Raw genomic sequence first — 26926 nt, forward strand, 5'->3', positions numbered from 1 at the left:
GGAAGGTTTGGAGCAGCTGGTGCCTAGAAAGGCACCGTGACCAGGCGCCCGGAAGTGAGTACCGACGAGGCGAGGGCCTCGGTGACCTGCATGGGCCGGAGGTGGCTCGCGAGGGAGCTGCGCTGCTCGGAGCCGCGAAGCCAGTGCTCCATGAGCTGGCGGTTGCTGTCGCTGTGGAACAGCCCGTCGAACGACTCCTCCGACACGTACTGCTCGTCGGGCAGCAGCGCGGCGTTGGCGCGTGTGATCACCCGGGCGAACGCGTCGATCCCGTCCGCGCTGATGCCGCGGGGGATGTCGTAGCAGTGGACGTGGGTGGAGAACAGCGTCGACAGCTGGGCCTCCAGGTCGACGCTCGATGTGCGGCCATTGACGTTGTAGAGGCCATCCGGGAGTTTGGCCCAGTCGCGGATGGAAGGGGTGGTCTGCTCGAAGGACAAGGTCCCGAGCGAAACGGTCCTCCCCGTCGCGGCGTCTACGAGGCGGAACGTGGAGGTCACATCGGTCTCGCCGAAACGGAAGCCCTCATCCGAGTCCGCCGACCACCGCGCGCCGGCGTCCTGGAACCTGCGGGCGATCGGCTGGGAGAGGCGCTGGTGCTGGTCGATGGGAAAGGCGCCGAAGGCGCTTACCTCCAAACGGAGTTGACGCTCGGGGAACAGCTCCGCGTTGAGCGACAGGATCTGGGTCGCGAGATCCACATAGTGGTACGCGCCGTGCATCATCATCCCGTAGCCGTACTTGTACGGGTGATCGTCGCGGCTCTCGAACTCGTGCTGGAGGTTCCACACACCGCCGGCGGCCCGGAGATGGAAGGAAGTCAGGGGCGCTTCCCACCTCTCCATCCGGTCCCTCAGTGAGGCAACGACCTTCTGGTTGTAGATCTGGTGGTACCGGCTCAGCGTCATCACCGAGTGCTCCGCAGGGGAGTCGGCAGCAACACCGATGAGTTCCTCCACAGTCTTCGTGATGTACGACGGCTTGAACCGCCCGTCGACGATGGGAGCCAGTACGGGCTTCTCGACCAGTGAGTCGATGTGGTTCTCCACGCAGAACCGCAGGTATGCCTCGTGAGCTCGCACCTCCGTGGCGATGTACACCTTCGTTGATACGCCGGGTACTCGCAGACGCTGGACGGCGGCCGCGATGGTTTCCTGCGGCGTCTCCTGCACTCGGTCGCCGGAATCGGGCAGGTACACGACTCCTCGCGGCTTCAGGCTCGCGGCCTGTATGCGTCGGTCGATTTCCGTCCGCTGCGACTCCAGATCGATGATGGAATAGGAGTCGATGTAGCCCGACTTGATGGCATCGCGAATGCACGGAAAGTACTTGTTGGCGACGATCTCATCGAAACCGATCACGATGAGGTGGTGAGCTGATATCACGGGACCACCTTTTCCAAGGAGCCTAGAAGGCAGGGCTGTTGGGCCGGTTTTGGGCGCACGCCACCAAAGGCCCGTATGGCAATGGAGGCAATGCGTTAAGACTGTTAAGACTTTCCGCCGTCAACCCATGGATTTCGACTCGGAATCGCCGACCTGCTCGGCGGCGACGAATTCAACTGTCGTCGCGCGAAGGGGACTTCGGGAGCGTGCACTTGGGGGTGCACTCGTGCACTCCTGCGTGCGAACCTCCTGCACCCTGGGGCTGACCTGCGTAGAGTGACCGTGCGTCAAGCTGGCACTACGGCCGTTCTCTGGGGGTCCGATGGCAGACCGGAACGCCAGGTTGGTCGCGCTCATGCAGGAAGCGGACTTCTCGCACAAGTCGCTCGCCCGCGCGGTAGTCACCGCAGCGGCTCGTGCAGGGGAAGACGTCACCTGCGATCACACGTACGTCACCCGGTGGCTCAAGGGCTCGATACCGCGCGGGAACATGCCGCAGTTCGTCGCCGCCGCCATCGGGGCCAAGCTGGGACGCCGCCTCACCATCGATGACATAGGAATGGGCGACGCGGCGGTATCTGCCATACAGCTTGACCTCGGGCTCGATTTCGCGGACCGTCCTGAGACCACGGCCAAGACCGTCACCGACCTGTGGCGCGCTGACCTCGCCGAGGCCGAACCGCTGGTCCGAGCACAGCCGGACTCCGCGGCCTGGAACACTGCCACTCTGCGCTGGCTCGTCGCCCCGCCCGACGCAGCTCTGACGCGGACCGGTGGTCAGGCGATCGGCGCCGTGGACGTGGAAATGGTGCGCTCAACCGCCGACGCGTTCAGCACACTCGACGGGAAGTTCGGCGGCGGCCACGCCCGACGCGCGCTCATTCAGTACCTGCACACAGACGTCCGCCCCATGCTCGGCGGGCAGTACTCCGATGCCGTGGGTAAGCAGCTGCACTCGGCTGTGGCCGAAGCGCTCTTGCTCGCCGGATGGATGTCGTACGACAGCGGTCTGCACGGCATCGCTCAGCGGTACTTCATCCAGGCCCTGCGCATGACGCAGACGGCTGGTGACAGGCTCCTGGGCGGAAGCGTCCTCTCGGCGATGAGCCATCAGGCCACGTTCATGGGGCGGTACCAGGATGCAGTAGCCCTCGCCCGTGCCGCGTACATGGGGCCGGCCGCGAGCCTGGGGCCGACGATGGCCGCTCAGTTCCGTGCAATGGAGGCGCGCGGTCTGGCTCGCCTCGGCGACGAGCGGGGCTGTGACCTGGCCCTGGCGGAGGCGGAACGCAAGCTCAGTCAGAGGACAGCCGACAGCGACCCGTCGTACATCGCGTACTTCGACGAGGTGGAACTGGCGGCGGAGATCGGTCACTGCTTCCGCGACCTGGGCCGTTCCGTCGAAGCTGCGCAGCGGGGTGGGGTCTCGATCTTCGGTGACGGCCTGAACAACCGAAGCGACTTCTTCGCGACGATGGTGCAGGCCGAGGCGTACCTCAATCAAGGTGAGATCGGCCGCGGTTTCGAGATCGCCGTGGGCGCTCTGAGTCTCGGCGAGGGGCTGAAGTCGGCGCGCTGCGTGCAGTACGTGCGGGAGTTCCAAGGGCGCGTCACGAACCAGATGAGACGGGCCGCGGAGTTCCGCGGCTTCGCGGAGCAGGCCCGGGCCTTCCGTCTCTGGCAGCAAGCTGAAGCCGCTTAGAACGGCGCCCAATCCCGCCGTGAGCCGCCCGACCGCAGCGTCTCGACACGCTTCTCGACTTCTTCGGCGGCGCGCGGATTCGTGCCGGCGTTCTGCGTGAGCCAGGTGACCATCAGCAGTTCGCGGACGCTCCGGAGCACGGTGTACCCGGACCACTGCCGGACGTCGAAACCGTAGCCCTCCGCGAAGTCGGCGTACTCGGCCTCCGTGTGCCAGCCGAAGCTGTCGTAGTACATGGCCGTCTGCATGAGGTCCCACTCACGGGGGCCGGTCGCGAAGCCATCCAGGTCGATGACCTTCGGGTGTCCTTCGGCGTCGTGCAGGACATTGCCGACGTTGAAATCACCGTGCAGATGCCCCGGCGGAAGGGCGAACTCCAGCTGTTCGTACTCGGCTGCCAGCTTCTCGGCCAGACCGGCTAGATACGCGCGGGTCTCGGCACGGATCACAGCATGCCGCAGTCGCTGCTCGACCTTGTTGAAGGGATGGAGGGCGGGCAGGGAGAAGTGCGGCGGCTCCAGTCCGTGGAGCCGCCGCAGGAGTTCGCCCATCTCACGGGTGCTGGCGTAATCCTCGCCGTCGGCCAGCCCTTCCCAGAAGGTCACGGGGTGGCCCTCGACGACGACAGGCTGTTCGGCCTCCGTGACGAGTCGCGCCGACGGGTAGCCCTCCGCTGCGAGCCATTGCGCAACAGCGACCTCGCGGCGCACGGACGGTAGACGATCCGCGTGGCGGCCGACGCGAGAGACGACCCGTCCGCCATCGATGCGGAACACCGCATGGTCACCGAGTCGCAGCATTTCTACGCCGTCGGGGTCTAGCCCGACCAAGCCGCACGCTCTGCGCAGGATGCTCTCCGCCGCTGCGGAGTCGAAGGCGGTTCGTTCGCTCGTCGTCATGCGGTCTGGCCCTCCTGTGCAAGGACAGCAGAGTGAGGAAGCGCCGCCTCCGTGTCACTCCAGCCCATCTGTGCGGCAGCCGACCGCGCAGGGGTCTGCGAGGCTTCAAACCGATCGCACAGCCAGTTCTCGGTGGGGAAATGGTCTCCCACCCTGACACTGGCGGCGCGCAGAAGAAACTCCAAGACCCGCTAGTACGTACCTCGCCGGACGACCGGACTGGCCTCTGGCACGTCTCACAGCGCTCAATCGCTCGGTGTCAAGGGTTCCACCGATCACAGCGCCAAGTGGTCGAGGACATTCCGGGGCACCACTCAGAGCGACCATTCCTCACGGACACCGACACGGACACGGACACCGACACGGACACCGACACGGACAGCACCCGCAACCTTTGTGGCTACAAGCAAGCAGGTCACTCCACCTCGGCTTCCGCCGGATCTCGGCGGACGGAACACCGGAGGCATGGTGCTCGTCGGCGTCCCGCTGGCTAACGACGGGGGATCGCCCGGCGGGTCGTAGGCGCAATCGACCGAGCCGACGCCCGCCTTGGCGTCGGGCCCCTGAGTCGGGAGTTGTACGCCTACTGGTTCGCTCGTCGGCGTCCTGCGCGCGCCGTGGTCAGAGATAGCTCGTGCCATCGAGGGGGAGATGCGTCTGCATGACCTCCGCAGTGCGTGAGAAGTTCCCAAGTGGCATCACGAAACGGCGGTGACCGCCGGGTCTGACCCTGCCCTGGGGCTCCGGGGTCGTCGAGGGACAGGTAAACCGGGTGAAAACTCTCAAGAGAGCTATGCATGGCCGGGCCTCGTTCGAACTCCTTCGGGTCCGGATCCTCACCCAGCCATGAGCTTCGCGGAACCGCGGACAGAGCCGAATTCAAGGAGCCCCATCACGCAGGTGCGTGGACTAGGAGCCGCAGGCTGCTCATCTGCGCACCCGTGCATCACACGCCCGTCCTGCGCCGAGCCTCGTCGAGCACGTGGTCGAGGAGCCCGGGCACGTTTTCTCCGCCCAGGACGAGTTGACGGTCCAGCAGGCGGTTGGCCGTCTCGCACGACGTCTCGCTGACGAGCGCACAGCCGTGGCATGCCGACAGGTTGAGCTGCGACGAGCCTTGGCGGTCGCTCTCAATGCACACCGGGTCGTTCGAGCAGACATCGGCGTCGTTCAAGGCGGCCAACAGAAGCGGGAGGATCTTGTCCGGCCTACCTAGGCGAACGAGTCCGCCGAGCGTGCCCTGCGCATCCCCGGCAGCAGTGTAGATCAAGATGCCGGCGGTGTGGTCCGGTCGATCAGAGTGGGCGTAGATGCGCTCTTGAAGCGATGCAGACGAATACCCGCTGGCGAATGCCAGCCTGCGGATGAGCAGGTGGGCGATGGTGTGCAATGCGATGAAGCGCGGCTCGGGGACGTCCAGGCGGTGAGCCCATGGACTTGAGTTCCGCCGCTTCACCAAGATATCCGCCCGGGAACGGACTTCAGGCAGACTTTCCCACTCGGAGATCCGGCCTTCGTCGAACCGGAGGAAGATGCCTTCGCCGAACATCTCGATCGCCGGGTATACCGGCTTACGCCTCCGGTCGGGGCCGAGGTCGACTGGGATGAAATCTGCATCGGCTTTGTGACGCCGGAAGCCCTTGAGCGCCCTGACCTCGCGGACACGACGTACTTGGCCGACGCCGACGAGTCGGCTGGTCAGGGCCGGTGGCCAATCCGACTGTGCAGACAACTTCCATCCGTCGACGATGAAGTCGCCAGCGCTGTGGTCTCTGCCGCCTTCGAGCTTCTTAAGGAAGGCGGCCCACTCGCCGTCCTTAAGGGAGAGGAGTGGGGTCGTCGGGGAGTCGTCACCACCTGCTGCGAGGCTGAGGACGAGTTCCGCCGGTACTCCGAGCTCGTTTGCGATCCATCCGGCCACCATCTCCGATTGCGGACCGCCGTTGTCGTCGACGACCTTGTCGAAGTAGAGGTGGCCCCGGATCCGATCCGCCATCTCCACGGACTGCGGACGCTCCTCAGGGATGTCGAGCGCCGAGAGGTGCTCGGCGAGGTAGTTGCCGGTGGCGCCGCGCTGAACGGCGGTGAGTCGGTGCTCGCAGACGTTGCCCGGCTTCGGCTCCTCCCACGGCTGGGTTCCGTCACATCGAATGCCGTCACGATGCAGCGAGTCCTTGGTGACCAGCTCGGAGAGCGGGCGGGACCGTTTGCACCCGGTGCAGTGGATACGAAGCGAGGCCAGGCCCTCGCCGTGCTGCGACGAGCGTTCGAACTTCAGTTCCTTGTATGCGCGGCAGAATCGCACGGCGTCGGTGACGCCCGCGTCGTTGCCGCGATGTGCCCACTTAAACCAGGGAACGTCCTGAATATGGCTGCCTCTTTCACAGACGGCGACGTAACGCATCGGCACGAGCGCCCCACCGCACTCGCAGTAGTTGCTCCAGCGGCCCTTGTACTTGCCCGTGAGCTGCGAGAGTTTCGTGCACTGCTCGCAGAACCGCCAAGCCGGGAACCGCCAGTAGAGCAGGTGTGCGGTCTCTCTCGCCGCACGCCCGGAGTGAGCGGGTGCTTGTCGAAGGACGCCAGGACCTAGGCGGGCGAGGAGTCGTTCGCAGCTGATCTCGGGAGAGACTTTGCGCTCCCACCACGAGGTATCGGGCGCTATCAGAGATTGCCTGAGCACATCCACGATGGCCCCCACACCGAATGGCGTGATCGTCTCCGAGAGACGCAGGTCATGCAGGATTCGTTCCACGGTCGACCCCTCCTTCCAGCGGCTCCCGCACCTGTACGGCGACGTTCGGCTCGACCGAGCGCATCGAGTCGGCGACGAGCCATCCTTCCCTGCGCTGACCGAACCGCTTCAGCAAGGCCTCGTCGTCCTTCTTCCGGTAGTCGTACAGCAACGGGGTTCCCGCCTCACGTGCGAGCCTTGCGCGGTGGTCCCACTCGTGCAGGAGGTGCCATACCTGTTCCTCGGTCTCCTCGGCCTCGATGTGCTCCGAGCGACCCACCAGGTCGACGAATGTCGTCATGAGCCTCTCGATCGTGCTGCGCATTCGCTCGTCGCCGAGGTCGAGGCCGGATGCGGAGTCGTTCGAGGCCAGATCCGGCACGGAGTGCCTGAGGAGTGCCACGAGGGCGCCTGCCAGCGATCGTGCGCGGGACGCCGCGGACCATGGAGTGACGCTCGTCGGCTCGACGTTGCGGTAGAGCGCCTCGTGGTAGGCGCGGAAGGTCTCGAAGTGCGACCGGTCGCGTGCCCGATTCGACCGGAACAAAGTCGTGACGATGCCGGCGTTTTCACCGCGACCAACCCGGCTGGTGGCCTGGATGTACTCGGCGGTCGTCTTCGGCTGGCCGACCATCAGCATCAGGGCCAGACGGGGGATGTCGATGCCGACCGACAGCATGTTCGACGAGAGGACGACGTCGACGGCCTGCTCTGTGAGGTCGGCGCTTCGACCGAGCTCACGCAGATCGTTGGGGAGCTCCTCCGGCCCTCGTCGGCTGGTGAGTTCCAGGACACGGCCGGCCCGGACGCGCCGCAGCGGCAATCCCAAGCGGTCTGCACGAGGCTCCAGGCGCCCGTTCACGTCGTCGACGACCAACGTTCCCGTGCGGCCGAGTTCGCGCAGACTGTTGTGGTACATCACGGCGGTCCAGTAGGAGTCCCGCGTCGCACCCGGATCGGGATGCTTGGCCAGCACCGCCGGGATCTCGATCAAGGGCGCAGCTGCGGCGATGACCGCGGACACCTGCGAGACCGACTGCGGCATGAGGCCGATGTACAGGCGACCTTCGCCGTTCTCGACTGGGCGGGAGAAGAAGGTCCGATCGTCGTCCAAACCAGCCGGTGGGTACAGCGCGACGCTTCGCCCGTACAACCCCTGGACCTGCTCTCCGGAGGCGCGGATCGTGGCCGTTGATGCGATGATCTTGGGGGTCGAGCCCCCTCTGCTCAGGAGCATCTTGATCACTGCGTCGAAGACGGCGACCGTGGTGCCGAGCGGCCCCGACAGCAGGTGAAGCTCGTCTTGGATGATCATCGACGGCTGCCTGAACGGCGTGTTGAGGCCGAGGAGACTGCCCGCCCTGGTGTTGAACTGAAGGCGGGCGAACTTGTCCACGGTCGCAAGCAGGATCGTCGGCGGTTCCTCGTAGAGGACGTCGTCCACGACGAGCACGGGAAGCTCGTCTTTGAATCGGCAACTCCCATTGGTGCAGTGGATGACGACGTCGTTGCCCTCGGGACGGAAGCCGTAACGACCCCGATCATGGGACCTGGACTCGGGCAGGAGCGGGGCACCGCACCACGGACAGCTCTCGATCTGGAACTGGTTCGCCTCCTCTGGCTGAGCGGCCTTGTGTAGGCGATCGAGGGCGTACTTGGCTTCCCTCCTCGTCCCGGGTGTGACCTCGTTTCCGACCCAGAGCCCGATGGAGAACGGAGACATTCCCTTCGCCCGCCGGTCGTCGTGTCGGAGGAGCTCCATCGCGCAGACGAGTGAGGCCGCCCGCTGGAACTGCTGGGACGTCAGGAGACGGAGTGTGTATCGGGTGATCACCGCGGTGCCGGCGCCCGCCGTGCCGTGAGCGAGCCGGCGACGGAAGATCTCGATGGCCGCCAGGGCGAGGTACGCCTCTGTCTTTCCGCCACCGGTGGGGAACCAGATCAGATCGACCAGTTCTCGGTCGTCGTGCGTCTCGTCGACCGTCGACGCCAGAGAAACCAGCAGGAAGCCGAGCTGGAAGGGTCGCCATTGCGGCTCCTTCACCTTGTCCGGCTCTGCGCCGCGTTTGATCGAGGTTTGCCACATCTGCAGCCGCATCGCGGTCATGCCCAGGGCGAAGGCGCTTCTCAGCTTCTCCTGTTCCGGGTCCCGTAGCAGGTCGACTCCGGCTTCCATGCGGTCCAAGGCCGTGCGTGCTCGGTCGGTGATCGATCGCGCGATCGGTGCGTCGGCTCCGAAGCCGTTGACGCGGTTCTCTTGCTCCGAGACCCAGTCGGAGAAGGCCTTGACGAACTCGTCCAGCATCGGCACGATCTCGCCCGGCCGGGTGTCGATCCGTGACAGATTGTCGAGGTGAAGCGCCTTGGCCGCCTTGGATCCTGCGTCTAGTCCGATGGGCTCAACTGCGGGGACGACGAATGCCGGCACGGGGTCGAGGAAGACACGCGAGCACTCACCGCCCTCCAGATCCCAGTCGGCGGCCATGCCGTGGCCGACGGCGTAGACCGTCCTGTTTCGGTAGCGAAGTCGCAGTTCTGCGGACTCGTCGTCCAGATCGAAGGACCTTGAGGTGTCGTACTCCAGGAACCGTCCGCCGGGTGCGGGAGTCACGCTGAGTGCGACCTGGAAGAGCATGCGACCGATGTCGAGCCGGTCGTTCCCCGTGGACTCCGACCGTACGCGCGCGTGCACCGTCACGAGATGGGCGTCGCCGTAGCGGCGCCACCGCGATCCGATCTCCAGGGAGACGTCGCCCGCTACGAGGTTGTGCGGGGCGAGCTTCTGGGCGAGCTCCAGTTTCCCGAACCGGAACGGGATGCGTCGCCAACGCGGGGGTCCGTCTCCCCGGACCGGTTGGTAGGTTCCTCCCGAGAACTCGCATGAGACGATGGGCCGATCCGTGACGAAGGAGATCGCGACGGACGAAGGGCGCCAGTCCTCGGCGAGCGGTACGCCCGCACCGCTCTCCTCGACGTCGCCCGAGACCACGTCCCCCTTGACTTCGGCTTCCTGTTCGGCCTTCTCGGGGCTGGCCGCCGACGACCCGGGCGGGAACAACATCCCGACGGAGTACTGGCGATCCGGCAGATTGAAGACGACCTCGTCGTCACCGCCGTCCGGACCGACGTAGGCCGCTCGAAGGTGCTTGAGCGCCAGTTCCTGCGCCCTGGTCCGGGTCATCTCGTCACCGACCGCTCGCGGAGTAGTTGCTGGAGGCGTCGTCTGTCGTCCTTGGAGGCGAGGATGTGCAACGAGACACGAGCGCGTGTCACGGCGACGTAGAAGGCCGCCGTCCCGCCTTCGTCGAAGACATCGGGCAGGTTGCAGACGACGACGTGCTCCGCTTCTAGGCCCTTCGCGTACTTCGGACTCGTCACGACGAAGCCGTCGGCCGTCATGGCGGGAGCGGTATTCGACTTCGTATCGATAATCCAGATGTCGCTCCTGCGGACTCCGTCGGCCACCAACCGCCCGGCCACGGCTTCGGCCACGTCGACACCGGGGTCCCCATCGGGCGTGTGCCACTGCACCTTCTCACCGTGGACGATGCCCGGGTCTCCGACATCCGCTCCGAGGTATTCCTGAACCATGTGGACGATCGCCCGCGTGTTGCGGACGTTGAGGTCCAGATCGACCGAGAGCGCCTCGGGGGCGATGAGTTCGAAGACGTCCTCGTCGAAACGTCCGTCGACGTGGGCCTGGTTGTTCATGTCGAGGAACATGCGCCAGCGGCCTGCGGCCCGCCCACCCAGGACGACCGCGTCGAGCGTGTCCATCCCCTCGGCGGTCATCAGGTCCTGCGCCTCGTCGACGAACACGGCGTCGTAGGTCTTCTCCGGCACCAGTCGTTCGAATGGAACGAGGTCGATGTCGCGATCGACCACGTGCGGAGCGAAGAATCCCAGGAGTTCCGGGGAGCGGAACGTGATCAATACGGATCGTCCTTGATCAGCCTCCTGCTTGGCCGCCTCGACCAAGACGAGCGACTTTCCCGTGCCGGCGCCGCCGAACACCATCACTCGGGGATTGCGTGCCAATGAGGCCAGGACCCTCGACTGGCCCGCCGTGGCACGGTTCTGCTCCTCGATGACCGCTCCCCGCTGAGCGTCGATCACCGGCATCCGTGTGAACTCGCCGAACAGGCGCGCCCGCAGATCCTCGATCCGCGCGAGTTTCCGGCCGGCGGGCGGCGTTCGTGCGTCCTTCGCCACCGCGTCGAGAGCGCCGGCCAATCCCGTGACGCTCATGTCGTCTTTCGCCAGCCAGTGGGTCGGCTGCCATTCGATCGCACGCGGAGGAGTGTCGACGTCGGGCGTGATGACGACGGCCTCGTGCGCGAACCAGCCGACACCCTCCTCTTGCAGGATGTCTCTCAGTGCGTACATGGCGGACTGCGCCTGCTCCATCGGCGAGCCGGACAGCTTGTGCCAATCGTTGCGTCGGTCGACGCTGTACCAGACCCCGTCGTGCTTGCCGACCCCTCCGCCCTTGGCTTCGACGACGATCACGACTTTCTTCCACAGAACGACGAAATCCGCCTCGGCCTGCTGCTTGTAGGAGTGAGAGCGCAACTTCACCGAGTGGAAGGCGACCGCGTCGGGGTCGCCGTCGATCTCCCGCAGCAGACGGGCGATCCTTCGCTCGGCGTCGCTGACGGCGTTTCGCTCGATGTCCTTCAGATCGGGAACGAGGATCACGCGCGCTGCTCCTGCCACAGATCCTCGTACTCGCGGTACCCGAGTAGCTCGGTGACGTCCCCGAAGTTGTCCTTCATGTCCACGATCAGGCACTCCTCTTTTCCACCGTTGGCGGGACCGCGGAGGCCTCGGCCGGCCATCTGGATATACGCGTTCGGGCTGAAGGTCGGGCGGGCGATGTAGAGCGCGCGGACGCCAGGGGCGTCGAATCCCTGGATCAGCAGGTCGCAGTTCGCCAGGACGCGAATCTCGTTGTCCTTGAATCTCGCGATGATGTCGCGGCGCTCTTGCCTGCCGGTCTGTCCGCTCACCGAGGCCGCCGCGACGCCGCGATACCGCAACGTCGCGGCGAGCACCTGGGCCGACAGGACGCTGGGCGTGAACACCAGAACCGGCCAGGTGGGATCCTGGCTCATGATGTGCTTGACGAGGATCGACATGCGGTCGTGGTTCTGTCCGATCTTGTCCAGAACCGTCGGGCTGATCCTTCGCTGCCGTGTGGCTTCCGCGATCTCCTCCGGTCCGAGGACGACCTCGATGCCGTCGAGCACCTCATGCTGGACCCGCGCGAGCACTCCGCGCTCTGCGAGTTCCTTATAGGCGTTTCCCTCGAAGGCCTTCAGCTTGCGGTTGCCGAACCGGCTCGCAAGCGCGGCGGTCGCCGTCTCGGAGGTGCCCTTGAATGGGGTCGCGGAGAGGCCGACCAGGGGGCGTTCCCAACCGCGCCCGGCCACCCCGAGCCAATTCAGGATCCGCGTGTACCGTTCGGAAGCGCCCGCGCGGTGCCCCTCGTCGACGATGACCGCCGATGCCTCGCTGAGCCACTGGTATTCGGCGCTGCCGAGGATGACGTCGAGCTTCGCGTCCGTCGCCGCGATCACGCTGAACTCGGTGTCCGGCTCGTGCACGACGTTGTTCTCCCAGAGACGCCCGATCGTCAAAGGGCGCTCGTCCCCCAGCCCGCGCCACACCGTGCTCCAGGTCTGCACGGCCTGTTCACAGAGTTCCAGCGATTGTGCGATCCACAGGACCGGGCCACGAAGGCGCTCCTCCATGAAGAGCCTGAGCACGGTCTCCACCGCAACGCGCGTCTTGCCCGCACCGGTGGGGAGTTCCACCATCGCCTTGCGATGACGACCGTCCTCTTCACGAAGCGTCAGCTCGTCACTGAGCTGCCGACTGATCTTCTCCTGGAAGTCGTGGAGAGGGTCGAGCTTCACGGCACCGGGGACGATGAACTCATCGTCCTGGCGTTCTGTGCGACGTCCGGCATACTCGGCCGAGAATCCCATCTTCCGCAGCCAGGAGATGGTCGCCGCGCCACCCGCCCATGTCGTCGGAACGTCGGGAAAGCCCTCCTGGCGGAACAGATTCTTGAGCCATCTGATCGAGTCCGAGCCGTACACGGTGAGGAAGAGGTCGGCGACGGAGGTACGGTCGTCGACCAACCCCTGGGCCTCGAGGGCCGGCCAAAGACCGGTGGGCAGGGCGTCGCGCAGGTCGTCCGGGCCGAAATAGACGCCGAGTCGCTCTGCGTCGGTGGAGGCCGCCTTGGCCTCCTGACGAAGTGCTTGGAGACGATTGTCCAAGCCCGTCTTGAGGACTCCCTCGAGCTCCGCGTTCGTGAGGCGCAAGTCGAAGGCATCGTTGACGATGCCGAGGAGCCGGCGCTCGTCGGCATCGCTGCGCGCCACCAGATCCAGTCCGTCGAGGTGCCCCTCGAGTGACTGGTCTTCGGTGCCGTTGTCCGTGGTCACACGCTTGACCACCTGGATCGCCCGAGTAACCGTCGCGTTGACCAGTCTGTCGGCGACGTGCGTGCTTCGGAGTCCGGTGAAGACGTCGAGCACACGCTCGCTCTCCTGGGCGCCCTCGACGACCATCGAGAACGCGAAGCTGTCCTCGAACCGACGGCAACCGACGGACTTCACGAGTTCGTCGACCTGATCGTCCGTCGCCCGCAGGTAAGGACGCTGGCGCGTTGAGAGGTACTCCTCCTGCTCGTCCGTCGTGGCGAGGTACACCGACGAAGGGGAGCGCGGCTCGATCGCGCGTCTAACCCTGGCGGGAATGCTGGGGGGCTGTGCCCCCGGATAGGCGATGCGGCACGCGGTTCGGATGAAGTCGACGAGCACGGTGTTCTCGGTGCCCGGCGCGAACAGGTCCGCTTCGAGCGCTTCCTTGAGAATTTGAGCGGGCACCGCGTCGAGCTCGTCCGGGAGTTCCAAGACATCGGCAACCTGTCGTGGTCCTTTGTACAGCGGGAGGAGGTTCGCATACCTGATGAGGGACGGAGCGACGACATCGACAGGCGGGTGGAACGACCCTCGATTCGACCGCAGCAGACCGGCACGGTCCACGGCCCAACGAACCGGCGAGCGAACGGCATAGGTGCTGCCCGTATCGAGGTCCTCACAGGTCCAGTCGGAGCCGCCTGCTTGAAGCAGTTCGATCGTCCAGGCTTCGCGCAACGGCTTCGACGCACCCGAGTCACGCAGGATCAACAGGACGGAGAACGGGCCCGGGCCCTCACCGGGATAGAACTCCACCCTATCGATGGGCCGTTCGCCGGAGCCTTGCTTTGTGTTGAGCGTCGCCAGGATCCATTCCCGGTACTGCTCAAGACACGGTTCGTCCTCCAAGGGGTACTTCTTCAGCGGCTTGCGAACGACGCCGAGCCCGTGGGCGACCGCAGGCAGGCAACGTCGATGATCCAGCGTCCTCTTCGCGTGCTCCTCTCCCAAGGGTTCCTCGAGGTCGAAGACCTGGTGAGGCCATGCCCACCCGCCGTCTCGAGTCGGGACCTTGACCGTGGCCGAGTGGTCGGCCAATACCTTGACCGCAGGGGGAACAGGTACTCCCAAAACGGCGTCCCAAAGCTTGGTGAGTTCGTCGTCGCCCGACGTGGCTGAGAGAACGGCGAGGCGCGCGTTAAGGATCGCGAGCGGGTCCAGGTCCCGGAATCCGGCTCTCCTGAGGCCCTCGTCCACCCCGTGCTGTAGTAGAAAACCGGGCGAGACGAAGACCGCTCCTTCGATCTCGACGCCCTCCTCCTGGTGGAGGAAGACGGTCCTCCAGTCCGCAAGCGCGCGCATTCCATCGGTTGTGGGGATCACCTTCGCCCGGTCGCTATCGGGCAGACTCCTGTTTCCGAGCACGAACTTGAGCGCGTTCGCGGCTGACACATCGTCCGTCCCCTCGGCCCACTCGCGCAGCCAGGTGAGAAGCCCACGCTTCGGCATGTCCCCCAGGGCGCGCTTCATATCCCTGTCGTCCCGATCCAGGAGGCTGTGGGACACCGACGCAGCGAAGACCTGTCGGAGACGTGCGAACCGCCGTGGCGACGTGTAACACCGCCAATGTGGAACGTCGACGGCTGTGTTCGGAGACTCGATCCAGGCCTGATGAACGGTCGGATCCACTTCGATTGCGAAGTCCAGCGGGCGTAGTACGGGGGCATGCCTCAGGGTGCCCGTGGCATCGGGAACGAGATCGACGGACGCCGACATCTGCGGTACGTGTGCGCAGAGGAACTCGTCGCCGAACGAGAGCTGTTCCCTTCCTCGTGCTGGCATGTAGTCGAGGTGGGCCGCCGGATCGTCGGCGGTCGCCACCCGTGACAACATGCCGACGAACATCTCCGACAGCGTCCGGAGAATCTCGCGGTTGTAGTCGTTCTTGAGCAGCGTGGTTCTGTCGTCGTTCACACTCCACGGAGCGTTGAAGAGAGCCGACGCCGAGGTCTGGTCCTGGAGCGGGAAGTAGGACCAGAACCGCCCGATGCGCTGTCGTGCGTGGTGCTTCGGAATCGCGACGGTGACCTTGACCTGTGTGCGAGAGACGGCCTCGCCAACCTGCTTTCGGGCATTCAAAGACGGTTCATGCATGCGGTCTTCGACGATCCACTCTTCGCCGCCACCGCTCGGGTCCTCGATCCTGAACACGCCTCCACCGAGATCGCGAGAGATATGGCTCGTCGCGAACGCGTCGGCGCCGAGCACCCTGAGCTTCACCTCCCGCACGGCACCGGCGAAGAGGAGGAACTCTGAGGAGAACTGCTCGATCTCTCGACGGATCCGTCCGAGGCTCGACGCCTGTGGGAGTTTCACGATGGTGGACGCCCACTCGGCGAGCTCGGCGAGGATGGGATCCGCCTCGAACGCGGCGACCGGGTCGATCAAGGTCGGGGTACGTAGGATCGGATGGCGCTTCGCAGTCGGTGTGATCTTGGCGATCTCGACGTGAGCTACAGGTGAGTTGAACTCGAACGACACCGAACGGCTGAAAACCTGTGGAGCATTCGAAACGGCGAGGACGGACTTGAACCCGAGTCCGAAGCGCCCGATCTCGTCGCCGCGCTTGCCGCTGAGGTGCGCGTGCGTGATCGCGGTGAGCCCGTTCTTCGAGAACGGGCGACCCGCATTCGCGCAATAGAGAGCCTGGCCCTCGGTGTCGAGGACGATCTCGACGTGACCGGCGAAGCCCCCTTGGTCGTCGCCTACTCCCGACATGGCGTCTGCGGCGTTTTGGATGAGTTCGAGGAGCGTCCGATTGGCATAGCCGCCCACTCGGATGGACTCCTCGTGGTTCGCATGCTCGGAGACGAGGTGAGCATTCGCCCGGTAGGAAGCGATGGCCCTGTCGAATTGATCTTTAACCTCTTGCTCGAGACTCTCATCCGGAGTCCAAGGCTGTCGTGCCACTGTCATGGGTGGGCGCTCCTCGCGCACGGAGTACCCGCGTTGTGACCGGTCGTACGTCCGATCAGAGCGGCTTGAACCACCGAGGGACCGAACACCGTCGGTCGTGAGGGGGCCACGCGGGCCAAACCTTGAGGTTCCCCCGTCGGGCGGACGCCCAGGCACCCGGTGGTTCGCCTGGCATCGACGTCGGCATCCTGCGACCCCGATCTATCCCAAACTTGCAACCCCAGCCCCCACCTTGCCTTGTCGCCGTATGCCGGTCGGCCGTGTGTAACGCCGTTTATCCCGACTGCATATGAATCTAGACGACGCGACCGACAAAGGCGACAAGAACCAAGACCTCAGGCAGGGGCGCTTCGCCAGCTCAGGCGCCGCCAAGCGGAGTGGTCACGCAGCGGCGCAAGTGGGCCACTACGCTGTTCCCTTGGGTTGCTTCGACTATGACGAAGGTCCTGCCCTGCGGACGCTGGCAAGTAGCCCCGTCGGAAGGAGTGTCGAAGCCTTGTCAGCTTTCCACAGTTCGTCCGAGCAAGTCGCCCCTCCAGCAGCATCCGTCTGCCGAATGATGCCCCGCCTTTGGCGGCGCCGACTGACCTTGACCGGCGGCTGTCAGCGGTGTCACCCAGGTCAGGCGGGACGTCCCCCGAAGGCCGAGAAGACCCAACTCACCCACTTCTCGTGAGACGCCCTCGAACGCCTTTGCCGGGCCGCCGGCGAGATCGCCGCCGGCCTGGCCATCACCCGCTTCGCCGCGGGTGCAGGCCTGGTGAGCTGCAACCGCCCTGACCAGACTCAAGTCGCTGGCCGCCAAGCACGTCGACTACGAGGGCAGCGCCTCCACCCTGCCCGCTGTGAAGGACCCGGCCGCCACCCCGCCCGCCGCAAGCTGACGGCCGTCGAGTGCTGATCACTCGCCTTCTGGCGCCGTGACGAACACAGAGTGGCGTCTAAGGACTGTTGTCGGTAGGAAGTCCAGAACCGTGGCCGCGCCGGCTTCCGCGGCTCGCCGCGTTGTAGGTGAGGCCGAAGCGCTGCAACGCGTTACGGTCCCGGGTCAGGGCGTGGGCGGCCCGCGCAGGTCGGCGCCGGTGATCGCGACGCTCGCGATGTTGCTGAGCCGGGCGAGTGCGTCATCGACGGTGCAGCTCTGGAAGTTGCCGCTCTCAGCAGTCCCAAGTCGCGCGGCCGGGGCCGTCGAAGACGAGGCTCCAGTGCTCCTTCGCAAGAATCGCGGCGGTCCCGGCGCCCTCGGTCGTCCACATGTCGCCCACGCAGCGTACGGCGCCGGCCTGCGCGAGAGGCGAAACCGGTGCTGGCAACCTGCGCCCCCACAGACGCGAGCGATGCTGTCATTGCCAAGATCTAAGCTGGTGGGATGACTGGTGATCACGTGATCCTCCCCGGGGTAATCCGAACTCGCGCCGAGATTCATGCGGTTTTCGGAGGAAGCCCTCAACGCGGCATAGCTCCTTCCATCAAAAAGCGAAGTGTGGTCCTCTTCTCTGATCCAGAAGAGGCGGCAGTCCACGGTTACCAGGATGGGTGGCTTGCCGACGAAGACAGCCTGGGGCCGATCTACGAATACACGGGCGCGGGATCGAATGGCGACCAGACTTTCGCGGGAGCGAGAGGAAGCGGAAATCGCGCCGTACTTCGCCATTCCCAACAAGGACGCATGCTTCACCTCTTCGTTCGCGCGGGAAAAGTCCCTGGGAGCGGCACGAAGACCCATCGCTATGTCGGGATGTTCGCCTTGGATGACGAACTACCGTTCGTCCCTCGCCAGGGCTTAGACGCAAACGGCAAGACGCGCACCACCATCGTCTTCCGCCTGCGACCTTATGGACAGTTCGAGAGAACACACGCTGACGTACTTATTCCTGCCCCCAACACCACAGCAGAATTCGTTCCGCGCGCCGTGACGATCGACATGCTACAAAGCGCGGCAGTCACAAAGGGTACTTTCGTGGCGCCCGACCTGAGGAGTGCTAATACATCGGCGATGTTGACCGCTGCTGCGAAAGGGAAGCTCGTGCAAGTCGGCAAGGTGCACACGCCCGAGTTCCCGAGGGCGGCATCGGCGGGAACTACCGTTCGCCAGAAGAAGGCGCTACTCATCGAGTCCTACGCAGCCCATCTCGAATCACAAGGACACACGGTCGGATCCTTCCAAATCAAACTTAAGGGAAAGACTGCGACTCTACGAACTGATCTGTTTGATGCAACAGATCACGTTCTGTACGAAGCGCAAGGCGCGAGCGACCGTGATTCTGTAAGGATGGCCCTTGGGCGACTCCTGGACTACCGCAGGTATGTGAGGCAGCGCGACCGCCAACATGGGCCCGACACCGTGGTCCTTCTGCCTGGACGTCCTGACAGGGACATCGAGGAGTTGCTGAAGGACCACGAGACGTCGCTGGTCTATCGCACTAAGAACGGAGGTTTCGAGGGATCTCTATAAGTGATTCTCTGCTTTCACGAGTCCCTGCCCATTACGGGATAGTCCATTCCCTAACCGCTGTGCCCAGTACGGATTTACCAGCGTAGGGCACTAGGTCAAGCGGATGCATCCACGCCTCGGAGAAGTGGATGTTCAGATGGAGTGCCAGAGACAGTAGGATATCTTCACCTTCCGGGGCGTCTACCTGTACTAGGTGGGCGCCAGGTGAAGGTGTCCGATCAAGCAACCCACTCGTTGCATGCCTCCACTGCAGCGCCCCCTTCCCGAGAACCCAGATACTGTCTGGCCATTCCCAAACGGGACGCCCTTTACACCACTCAACAAGGTGATCACCCAGGGTTTTCAGGCTCAACCCGTCAAACGCGACCACGATTCCAGAAGTTGGGAAATGGTCGTAAGTGCGACCATAGGCACTCGTCGTTCTTGCGATAGGGTTCGGCACCCTACGATATGCAGTCTTGCTCAGTCGTCGTGCATTTCCGATCTTTTCGCAGGAGTCCAGAAGATCATTGCGAGTCAAGTTGGTCTTCACTTCGACCAAGCCGTAAACGCACTCGTTGGGAATTACTCGATATCCATCCAACGACGTGAGAGGAGGCGTCTCCCGATTAACAACCACGACATCACACTGTCGCGAGACACCACCGTCGCTTGCAACGATCTCCGCGTTATGGATTGCTTGCACATGCGCTGGCAAGCAGGACGAAAGAAAGTTGCGGACCAAAACCTCTCTCGAAGTTCCTGCTTCACCGTTGTGACTAAACACCTTTGACTGATCGAAATCGGCCCTCATTCGCTTCGCGACCGAACGCAGAATAATTGCCAGCGCAGCTTGTGACATGTGTCGATAGTAGACCACATTCGGTATCTATCGATCTTCAATGACCGAGGTTACGGCGATTGGAGGTCCGAGCTCGGGCTTGGCCATGAGGTGCCCTCGATTAGAAGGGGGCGGCAGTGCATCCGTTGAGCCGGGTCTTCACCAACGCGGTGAGCTGGTCGTGTGCAGACGCTCCTCAACTCGCCAGCGCGGCACGTGCCTCGGCTCTGATTCGCCTCACCAAGTGCCCCAGTTCGGGCTCCGAAGCCGAGTCGAGGTCGAGGAACGCCGTGAGGCGGAGAAGCCGCATGAGGCTCTCCCGAAGCACGTCCCTAGCGGAGACGCTTCTGTCGGACTGGTCATCGCGGTGTGCCCTGACGATCGATCGGACCAGGGCGGGTGACGCGGCGAGAGCCGAGCGTCTGGCCATGATCTGGTCGAGGTCGGATTCACCTAGGACGTCCAACAAGTGGTGGGGATCGTCTGCCGTCGGGTCGTGGAGGACGTGGGCGCGGGTCCATAGACGGGCGAACGCGTGGCGTGTCAGGTCGGTGCCTTTGAATCGGTCTGCCACATATCGGCCGTCCGAGTCGGCCGGCCATCTCCAGGCGCACACGTCGGGAAGCAAGACGAGCGCGAGGAATGCCCAGACCTGTCGTTGCGAGGCCTCTCCGGGCACCATGAGGCACTGTTCGTACAGGATCTGGGCCGTCTCCCGGTCGAAGATGCTCCGTTGCACGGTGGATCGGGAGGTCGGGAAACCTTGGTCACGGGCGACGCGAAGCACACTGTCTCGGAGTTGTTCGAGTTCCTCCCGGGAGATCCGGCGGCCTCCCGTGGCGGCATAGACGGCTCGTGGAGAGTGATTGGCCACCATGGTCTGGTGCCGGTCGGGGGAGATCTCATGGAGCAGGCGGAAGCGCCGCTCAGTCTCGTTGGGGAGGAGGCGCGGGTAGAGCAGGCTCATGTCGTGGCCTCCCGGGGGAACTTGACACCGGCGTGGACATCGGCGCGGAACCGGGACGGATCCCTGCGCCGTTCGTCGCGGAGTCGCTTGATCGCCTGTTCGGCAGACTCGCCCGGGCGTGCCAGGTACGTGCGCACGAGGGCGCGCACCAGACCCGCCATCGTCAAGTCGCCGTCGGGGTCGTCCGAGGGGGTTTCGTCGACGAACGCCTCATCGTCCAGGGCGCGCCCCACCAAGTCGGTGACGATGTCGGCCTCGAGGATGCTCCAGAGCATCCCGGACAGCTCTCCTTGAGCGGACTCCATGGCCTCCTTGACCGCGGGATTGTCCTCGTTGAGGAGCACGAGGAGGCTGCCCATCGCGGCCTGTTGCCAGTCGCCGCCGTCCATGCTCACGTACCAGGCTGAGCCCGTGGGGAGCCCGGCCTCGCTGAACGACACCGGGGCGACAGGCAACAGCCCTGCACCGCCCTCCAGATGGATTCGGACCTGGTCGCTCCACAGGATCGAGCCTGCGCGGGCGGCGACGAAGGGTCTGTCGGAGGGAAGATCGGCGGCCAGCTCTATCAGCGTCTCGACGGTCAGGAATCCGCCGAGTTGAGTGCTGTCCGCCGAGATCTGCACCTCGCAGGCGGTGTGGGCCGTGTGGGCGGGGAGGTTCTGCACGAATGCGGACCTGCGGAGAAGCGATGTGGACGGCCAGTACCGCACACACAGACGTAGGGGCGCGTCCGGCGTGAGTCCGCAGTCTTCGCGGAGCTCGGCGAGGTCGATTTCGATCACCCGACCCAGCGTGATGCCGGTGGTGTAGTCCCAGGCGGTGAGCGCGGCCGGCACCGACTCGCCCGTGGCGTCGCCCGATCGCCACGGTTCGGCGTGGACTCGTCCTACGGGCCTGCGGTAGGGCCAGACTCGAACACTCATGAACGCCCTACCACGTTGATGTCGATGAGCACGTCGGCGACGGCGGTGACGATCATCTCGACATCCACGGCGTCACCGGAGTGGTAGAGGACTTCTCCGGTCACGATGTGTCCGTCCGCAGGTATGCGCCAGCCATAGACCTCGGGCTGGGGCGCGCCGGTGGGCGTCTGTCCCTCCGCTCCACCGTCACCGGTGAGGACCCGTACGAAGCCCTCGACTCGGTCGGGTCCATGAAGCCGAACACGCTGCACGATGACAGGCAATCCATCGATCACTGCGAAGTAGGGCTCCGAGGTCAAGGTCGGCCTGCGGACGCCACGCCTTCTTCCGTCCGGATACCAGGAGCCACCCTGTCTTCCCTCATCGCCCGGTGGCGGATGACCCGACGACACGGCAGGCGTCTGGACTCCGGAAGAACCATCCTGGTTCATGGGAGCTGTGATAGCCCGTGAAGTCCCGGGGAGCGGGCCGGAGGGGAACACGGCGGTTCCCGTACCGCCCGGGCCGGCCAGCAGATGTCCGAGCCGTTGTGCCACCGAGCCGAGGGCATACGCGCCGACCTTGACGGCTCTCCGCGCCTGGGCGCCGCTCAGTCTGTCGCACTGCTCCTTCAGACGCCGTCCGGCGGTGCGTACGAAGGTCGCCTCTCGCCCTTGCAGTTGCTGGTACTCCCACCCGTCGTGGGTCGGCGGTTCCGCTCGTGCGAACGTCTCGTCCAGTTCGTCGGTCACCTTGAAGACAGCGGCATAACCGGCGTCTGGGTTCGATCTCTCCGGTCCGGAGTGGTAGCGGACCACAAGCTCCGGGCCGCGCAGCAGGCAGACGTGGTGAGGTGCTCCCTCGAGGCCGAGTTCACGCGCGGCGAGCGAGGTCACGGAAGCGCCGTATGTGTACTGATGGGCGAACCGGCCCAGATCCTTGCGTGGCTTGCCACAGACCAGCAGTTGGCCGGAGTCTTCCGCGACCGAGCGGTACGCGGAGGCGAAGAAGGCGAGCGCCGCGTCGGACTCGGCGTCCGGCACGGTGATGTCTGTGCCGTTTGCGGTGACCCGGACGGTCATGTGCACGGCCCGGTCCGTAAGCATGATCGGCCAAAGGTTCCAGGCCGCCGCATCGGCGAGAAAGGCGCCCGCCTCCGGTACGGACAGCTCCGGTGTCGTGTCCGAGTCCGGGAGCGAGGGATCCGTCAGGTCGGGATCGATCACGACGAGGGTCGTGCCCGTCTCCTCCGCGTGAAATCCGGGGATGCCCAGCTCGCGGGCGACCGCGTCCGCCTGGGCGTCCAGCAGGGGTTCGCAGTGTTCCTCTTCCGGCAGTCCCCACCAGTGCCGTCCCGTGTACCGCGAGTCGCCGTCCCAGAAGGCCTCACGGATCGCGACGCCGATGAAGCGTGAGCGCAGGCGTCCGTCATCGTCCTCGAAGCGCGTGTATACGAGCACGCAGCCGACTTTCGACAATTGGAACAGGGCGCTCTTGCCGTAGCCGTACGTGCCCCCGCTCGAGGTGGCGGAGGCCCCGTCGCGGTCACCGCTGTTCAACACGAACCGCGCCCATTCCCTCCTCTCCGTCTTCCCGGCGTCAGATCGGGTCGGCCCGGCGAGCCCGGTGGTCCCTCGGTCGGAGACGGCGAGATAGCGAATGGCCGGGGCTTGGGCGAGCCGATGGAACATCCCGTTCCGGTATCCGGCCCTCGACGAGCCGAGCGAGAACATGCGGCGCCAGGCTGCAGTGTGCCCGGGACCGACGGTGCTCAGATCGAGACGGAAGTGCACGACGGGGTGTCCGGGCAGGCGGGCGTCCCAGGAATTCTGGGCCGCTTCGCGGACGAGCAGCGTCAGACGCGACAGGCTGGGTCGGCCGAGCTGGCTGAGGAGGCCGGTGGCGGTGATCCCGCCGTCGGCGCGAAAGGGTTGTGCGTACCAGCCGGGTTCGTTCACAGGTCGGCTCCCAGGCGTTGCAGGACGACCTCCCGCTCGGTGAGATGTGAAACCGCGTCGAGATCGATCTGATACTCCAAGCTGTGGACGCCGGTGGGGACGGCCCCGTCGACGAAGTTCTGGGGGACGACGCGGGGAAAGTCCCCCGCCACGTCGTACCAGCGGTCTTCCGTGGCGAGAAAGCGGGTTCGGCCCACTGGTCCTTCGTCGCCCTCGGGGAGGCCGAGAGCCGCCAATCGGGTCTCCAAGGCGCCGAGGTCGTCGGTCTTTTCACGGCATGCGGCGAGGATCTCGGGAATCGACCGAGCCCCCGGTGCCGTCGACTCCGTGATGCGCAGCCAGGCGAGGGCGAGTGTGCCGTTGTCGGGCGCCTCCAACTGGTCCGCGCCGTGGATGTGGACGATGCGGCCTTCCGCGGCCACGGTGCCCTTGACCTCGAGGGCCTGGTGGGTGCCGCGGAAGTCCTGAGGGCATCCGAGGGGGCCCAGCCAGGCACGGACCGAATGCGGGTTCACGCCCAACAGGTCTTCCAGCACGACGAGTTCGGCGAACAGGCCCGCCAATCGCGGGATGGTCCACCTGTTGGAGGTACCGCCGAGCAGGAGCCTCCAGGCGTGCAGCGTACGGACGATGAGCGAAGGCGCACGATCGGGATTTACGGCGATCAGCCCGGTCAGATCAGAGACCAACCCCGCAAACGTTCCGGCGAGGTCGCGCCGTCGACAGGCGATGTCGGCGTATCGGACGGGAAGTTCGTCGTCGCTCGACAACGTCCGGGTCGTCAGGTGCACACCGGCGCTGCGGAGGTCGTCGTCGACTCGGTCGCCCGGAGCGATGGGCACCAACAGATGGCGCAGCCCGTCGGCATCCCGACCCAGCCGAAGTGGCCCGTGGGCAGTACCGACCTCCAGTGCCGTCGTGATCATCGCACTTTCGGTCTCCACGGAGGCTTGCCGATCGAGCCGGTCCCAGAGCCCTTCGATGAGCTCTCGCAGACGCAGAGAAGCCACAGACCAGCGGTGCTCGTTCATGCGACACCCTCCGAGCCGGCGTCGAGGTCCTGCTCGAGCACCGAGAGATCCTCGTCATCGTCATCGCCCGCGGAGGGGAACACGCGAGAGAGATCGGCCTGGAGGTAGTCGTACTCGACGCCGAGGTCTTGCCCGCTGGTCGGCCTCGGGAAGACGAGCGCGGCGCCCCATACGATTTCGCCGGGCGCGTCCAGCGGGGCGCGCCCCTCCACAGGCCGCTCCTCGCCGTTCTTGCGGATGATCGGCACCGGAGCCTTGGCATCGATCGGATAGAGGAGGACGAGCCCCCGCTCGGGCTGTTGGGCCACCCTCAACCGCTGGAGGACGATGCGGTTCACCTTCTCCTCGTCCTTCGGGACGGTGAGGTCGAGGGCCTCGTCGCGGGAGCCCGTGAGGGTCTTGATGTCCGCGACCGATTCGTCACCGCTCGACGCAAGGCGGGTGCGGACCACGGGATCGACCGCGGCACCGTTCGGCAGATCGATCCGGCCGCCGGCGGTGGTCGGCTTCTTCCCGATGACCCCGATGTTCCAGAAGGCCAACGCGCCGGAATTCTTGTTCCTCTTGATGACGTAGTCCCGCATCAGGCTACGAGCCGCGTCGAGCGCCTTGGGGTGGAACTCGTACTCGTCGATGAAAGTGAGCACATGATCCATCGGTACGCCCCGCCACAGGGCACGGCCGGCGGCGGTGACACCGTCGTCGACGGTCCCGTCGCGATGCGCACCGACCAACAACTTCCGTACGGCTACGGCGTTGTCGGCATGCCACTGCTCATCCTCGTCGTTCTTCTCACGCGGGAAGTAGCGGGTCTCGACGAGTTGACCCCCGTATGAGGCCGCGGCCCTGACGGCACTCTTGGATTTCGAGGGGGCGGTCACCTTCATCTTCGGGTGGCACCTTATCCGAGGCGCCAGGTCGAGCGGCGTGAGGTGCTCGGTGAGGTAGCGGTCGATCTCGATGCGCATTTCGGCCTCGACCGTCGCCAGATGGGCGAACCAGCGCCGGGTCTCGTCCGGCATGAAGATGCGGGGAAGATCCTCGTAACCGGGTCGATACCCGAACCAGCGGCCCATCTGTAGCAGCGTGTCGTAGACGTTGGACGAGCGGACGAAGAAGCTGACCACGAGCCCCTCCAGGGTGAGCCCCCGGGACAGGGTGTTTCCGCCCACCGCAATGACGTTGACCGGCCCGGAGTCGTAGTCGAGACGGTCGGTACTGCGGTAGTGGTCCATGACGATTCTCGTCGTCGAAACGACCGACTCCAGCGCTGGCGACACGGCCTCGAAGCCGAGGTGTCGGTTCGCGTCCGTCGGTTCCACCCGGCAGGACTCCTCGTTCCAGAGAGTCCGTAGCTCCTCGATGACGCCGTTCTGCTCACGGAGCCCCTGAGCTACCTCGTCACGAAGTGCTCGGAGCACGGGGTGGTAGGAGTCGTGGACACGCGTATCGGAGTGTGCGTGGATCAGCATTGAGGAGTGCTGGTCGCTCTGTCCCCGCGCATGCCGTGCGGCCGTGGCCAGCCAGAACCACAAGACGGCGCGACGAAGCGAAGGAACTGCTTCAGGGGTGAAGTCGGGAGCGTCGGCCTTCTTCGCCGGCCGCAGTGCTGCCAGTTCCTCGACTCGGATACTCCGGATCATGTCGAGTCCGCCGGAAACCTCGGACGGATCTTCGTGGTCGAGCGGATTACGGCCGAACAGGGTCTCGGGCCCCTGGTAGCGCTCTCCCCGAGTAAGGCTGAGGATGAAGTCTCGAGGGTAGAAGTCCTCTTCGTCCACAGGGTCGACGAGGAGGTTGGCGAACGGCGTCGCCGTGTAACCCACGTAGCAGACCTTGGGGATGCGGCCGATCACATCGCGGATGAGCGGATTGATCCGGCGCGTGGCGAGGGTCGCCTGATCGGCCTCGTCGTCGATGATCAACGTGGGGCAGTTGCCGAGTTGTTCTCGCGCCTGCTCGAGCCAGTCTCGCAACTTCTTGAGTACCGGCCCGTTCTTCTTGACCACCAGGAGCAGGTGCTGGTCCTTCGAAGCGAGGAAGGATTGGGCGTTGGGCGGAGGCTGGAAGTCGTGCTCCGGCTTGGTTATCTGATGCCAAAGCGGCGGATTGAGATCCACGAGATCTCGGATGAGGCGAGTCTGGGTCTGTCGCCGCAGCGAGTTGTGCACGCCGGACAGGACGATGAACATCCGGTAGCCGCGGTCCGCGGCCTTGCTCACGACGGCAGTGAAGTTGCTCGTCTTGCCGGACTGCACGTGCCCGATGACCAGGCCGCGGGAACGGAAGGTTGCGGTCTTCGGGTGATCGAGCATCGCGACGACCCGGTCGGAGGCCTCGTCGATCTTTCTGACTTCCTCCGGGTCCAGGTAGCGCCGCAGACGCTTCTCGAACGCTGGCCAGTTCTTGTCCCCTGCCCGCGGTCCCCCGTACCAGCGAACGGCGTTCTCCCGACCCACCGCCAGCGGCTCACGAAGGCTGACGATCTCCGTCGTGGCCGCTTCGTGACGCCGCAGCATCTCCTCGATCACCTCTTCGGGAACGAAGAGGTCGTGCAGCTGCTGCGTGGCCTCGTGCGGGAGCATCCCGTCGAGCATGCTCTGAAAACGCGCCCAGGCCGCGTCCATACGCGGATCGCCCACCATGCCTCACAAGTGATCACGGCC

General features: G+C 65.1%; 14 protein-coding genes. 2 read left to right on the plus strand and 12 right to left on the minus strand.

Annotated elements, in window-relative coordinates; translation table 11 throughout:
- Positions 1-23: 23 nt before the first annotated feature.
- Positions 24-1385 (minus strand): hypothetical protein, encoded by a 1362-nt coding sequence (locus ACIBJB_RS35395; RefSeq protein ID WP_398936868.1) that lies wholly within the window; start codon positions 1383-1385, stop codon positions 24-26.
- A gap of 343 nt (positions 1386-1728) precedes the next feature.
- On the opposite strand from ACIBJB_RS35395, the gene ACIBJB_RS35400 reads away from it, so the two are divergent.
- Positions 1729-3087, plus strand: coding sequence for a hypothetical protein (locus ACIBJB_RS35400; RefSeq protein WP_398936870.1), 1359 nt, complete (start codon positions 1729-1731; stop codon positions 3085-3087).
- Here the strand turns inward: ACIBJB_RS35400 and ACIBJB_RS35405 are convergent.
- The 5 genes from ACIBJB_RS35405 to ACIBJB_RS35425 form a co-directional block, all read right to left on the minus strand.
- The gene (locus tag ACIBJB_RS35405; protein ID WP_398936872.1) at positions 3084-3986 is read right to left on the minus strand and encodes a phosphotransferase enzyme family protein; all 903 of its coding nucleotides are present in this window, start codon (positions 3984-3986) and stop codon (positions 3084-3086) included. The two genes, ACIBJB_RS35400 and ACIBJB_RS35405, sit on opposite strands and share 4 nt — an antisense overlap.
- A gap of 946 nt (positions 3987-4932) precedes the next feature.
- Positions 4933-6741 (minus strand): DrmB family protein, encoded by a 1809-nt coding sequence (drmB, locus tag ACIBJB_RS35410; protein ID WP_398936874.1) that lies wholly within the window; start codon positions 6739-6741, stop codon positions 4933-4935.
- Positions 6722-9901 carry a helicase-related protein gene (locus ACIBJB_RS35415; protein ID WP_398936876.1) on the minus strand — a complete coding sequence of 1060 codons (3180 nt, stop codon included), beginning with the start codon at positions 9899-9901 and terminating at the stop codon, positions 6722-6724. Before ACIBJB_RS35415 ends, drmB begins: the two co-directional genes overlap by 20 nt.
- The gene (locus tag ACIBJB_RS35420) at positions 9898-11418 is read right to left on the minus strand and encodes an NERD domain-containing protein (RefSeq protein WP_398936878.1); all 1521 of its coding nucleotides are present in this window, start codon (positions 11416-11418) and stop codon (positions 9898-9900) included. Before ACIBJB_RS35420 ends, ACIBJB_RS35415 begins: the two co-directional genes overlap by 4 nt.
- A complete protein-coding gene (locus ACIBJB_RS35425) occupies positions 11415-16127 on the minus strand; it encodes a sacsin N-terminal ATP-binding-like domain-containing protein (RefSeq protein ID WP_398936880.1) in 4713 nt (1570 codons plus the stop codon). Before ACIBJB_RS35425 ends, ACIBJB_RS35420 begins: the two co-directional genes overlap by 4 nt.
- 1369 nt (positions 16128-17496) lie before the next feature.
- Here ACIBJB_RS35425 and ACIBJB_RS35430 point away from each other — a divergent pair.
- On the plus strand, positions 17497-18582 hold the full coding sequence (locus ACIBJB_RS35430) for a hypothetical protein (protein ID WP_398936882.1): 1086 nt from the start codon (positions 17497-17499) through the stop codon (positions 18580-18582).
- A 31-nt stretch (positions 18583-18613) separates the two neighbouring features.
- On the opposite strand, the gene ACIBJB_RS35435 is transcribed toward ACIBJB_RS35430, so the two are convergent.
- The 6 genes from ACIBJB_RS35435 to ACIBJB_RS35460 all read right to left on the minus strand — a co-directional run bounded on the left by ACIBJB_RS35435 (position 18614) and on the right by ACIBJB_RS35460 (position 26905).
- Positions 18614-19423 carry a DUF6602 domain-containing protein gene (locus tag ACIBJB_RS35435; protein ID WP_398936884.1) on the minus strand — a complete coding sequence of 270 codons (810 nt, stop codon included), beginning with the start codon at positions 19421-19423 and terminating at the stop codon, positions 18614-18616.
- Between the two features lie 175 nt (positions 19424-19598).
- On the minus strand, positions 19599-20369 hold the full coding sequence (locus ACIBJB_RS35440) for a DUF6339 family protein (RefSeq protein ID WP_398936886.1): 771 nt from the start codon (positions 20367-20369) through the stop codon (positions 19599-19601).
- A complete protein-coding gene (locus ACIBJB_RS35445; protein WP_398936888.1) occupies positions 20366-21292 on the minus strand; it encodes a hypothetical protein in 927 nt (308 codons plus the stop codon). The genes ACIBJB_RS35440 and ACIBJB_RS35445 overlap by 4 nt, the downstream gene beginning before the upstream one ends.
- Positions 21289-23229 carry a hypothetical protein gene (locus ACIBJB_RS35450; protein WP_398936890.1) on the minus strand — a complete coding sequence of 647 codons (1941 nt, stop codon included), beginning with the start codon at positions 23227-23229 and terminating at the stop codon, positions 21289-21291. Before ACIBJB_RS35450 ends, ACIBJB_RS35445 begins: the two co-directional genes overlap by 4 nt.
- Entirely contained in the window at positions 23226-24260 is a 1035-nt protein-coding gene (locus ACIBJB_RS35455; RefSeq protein WP_398936892.1) for a PD-(D/E)XK motif protein, read from the minus strand. Before ACIBJB_RS35455 ends, ACIBJB_RS35450 begins: the two co-directional genes overlap by 4 nt.
- Entirely contained in the window at positions 24257-26905 is a 2649-nt protein-coding gene (locus ACIBJB_RS35460; protein WP_398936894.1) for a Z1 domain-containing protein, read from the minus strand. Before ACIBJB_RS35460 ends, ACIBJB_RS35455 begins: the two co-directional genes overlap by 4 nt.
- Positions 26906-26926: the final 21 nt, after the last annotated feature.

The sequence above is a fragment of the Streptomyces sp. NPDC050759 genome, assembly GCF_044456945.1.
Classification (GTDB): domain Bacteria; phylum Actinomycetota; class Actinomycetes; order Streptomycetales; family Streptomycetaceae; genus Streptomyces.

Bases quoted from the DNA above. Each gene is read 5' to 3' on its own strand.
- ACIBJB_RS35440 (WP_398936886.1), bottom strand. From the start codon at position 20,369: ATGAGCCTGCTCTACCCGCGCCTCCTCCCCAACGAGACTGAGCGGCGC.
- ACIBJB_RS35430 (WP_398936882.1), top strand. From the start codon at position 17,497: ATGACTGGTGATCACGTGATCCTCCCCGGGGTAATCCGAACTCGCGCC.
- ACIBJB_RS35415 (WP_398936876.1), bottom strand. From the start codon at position 9,901: ATGACCCGGACCAGGGCGCAGGAACTGGCGCTCAAGCACCTTCGAGCG.
- ACIBJB_RS35460 (WP_398936894.1), bottom strand. From the start codon at position 26,905: ATGGTGGGCGATCCGCGTATGGACGCGGCCTGGGCGCGTTTTCAGAGC.
- ACIBJB_RS35435 (WP_398936884.1), bottom strand. From the start codon at position 19,423: ATGTCACAAGCTGCGCTGGCAATTATTCTGCGTTCGGTCGCGAAGCGA.
- ACIBJB_RS35425 (WP_398936880.1), bottom strand. From the start codon at position 16,127: ATGACAGTGGCACGACAGCCTTGGACTCCGGATGAGAGTCTCGAGCAA.
- ACIBJB_RS35455 (WP_398936892.1), bottom strand. From the start codon at position 24,260: ATGAACGAGCACCGCTGGTCTGTGGCTTCTCTGCGTCTGCGAGAGCTC.
- ACIBJB_RS35405 (WP_398936872.1), bottom strand. From the start codon at position 3,986: ATGACGACGAGCGAACGAACCGCCTTCGACTCCGCAGCGGCGGAGAGC.
- ACIBJB_RS35445 (WP_398936888.1), bottom strand. From the start codon at position 21,292: ATGAGTGTTCGAGTCTGGCCCTACCGCAGGCCCGTAGGACGAGTCCAC.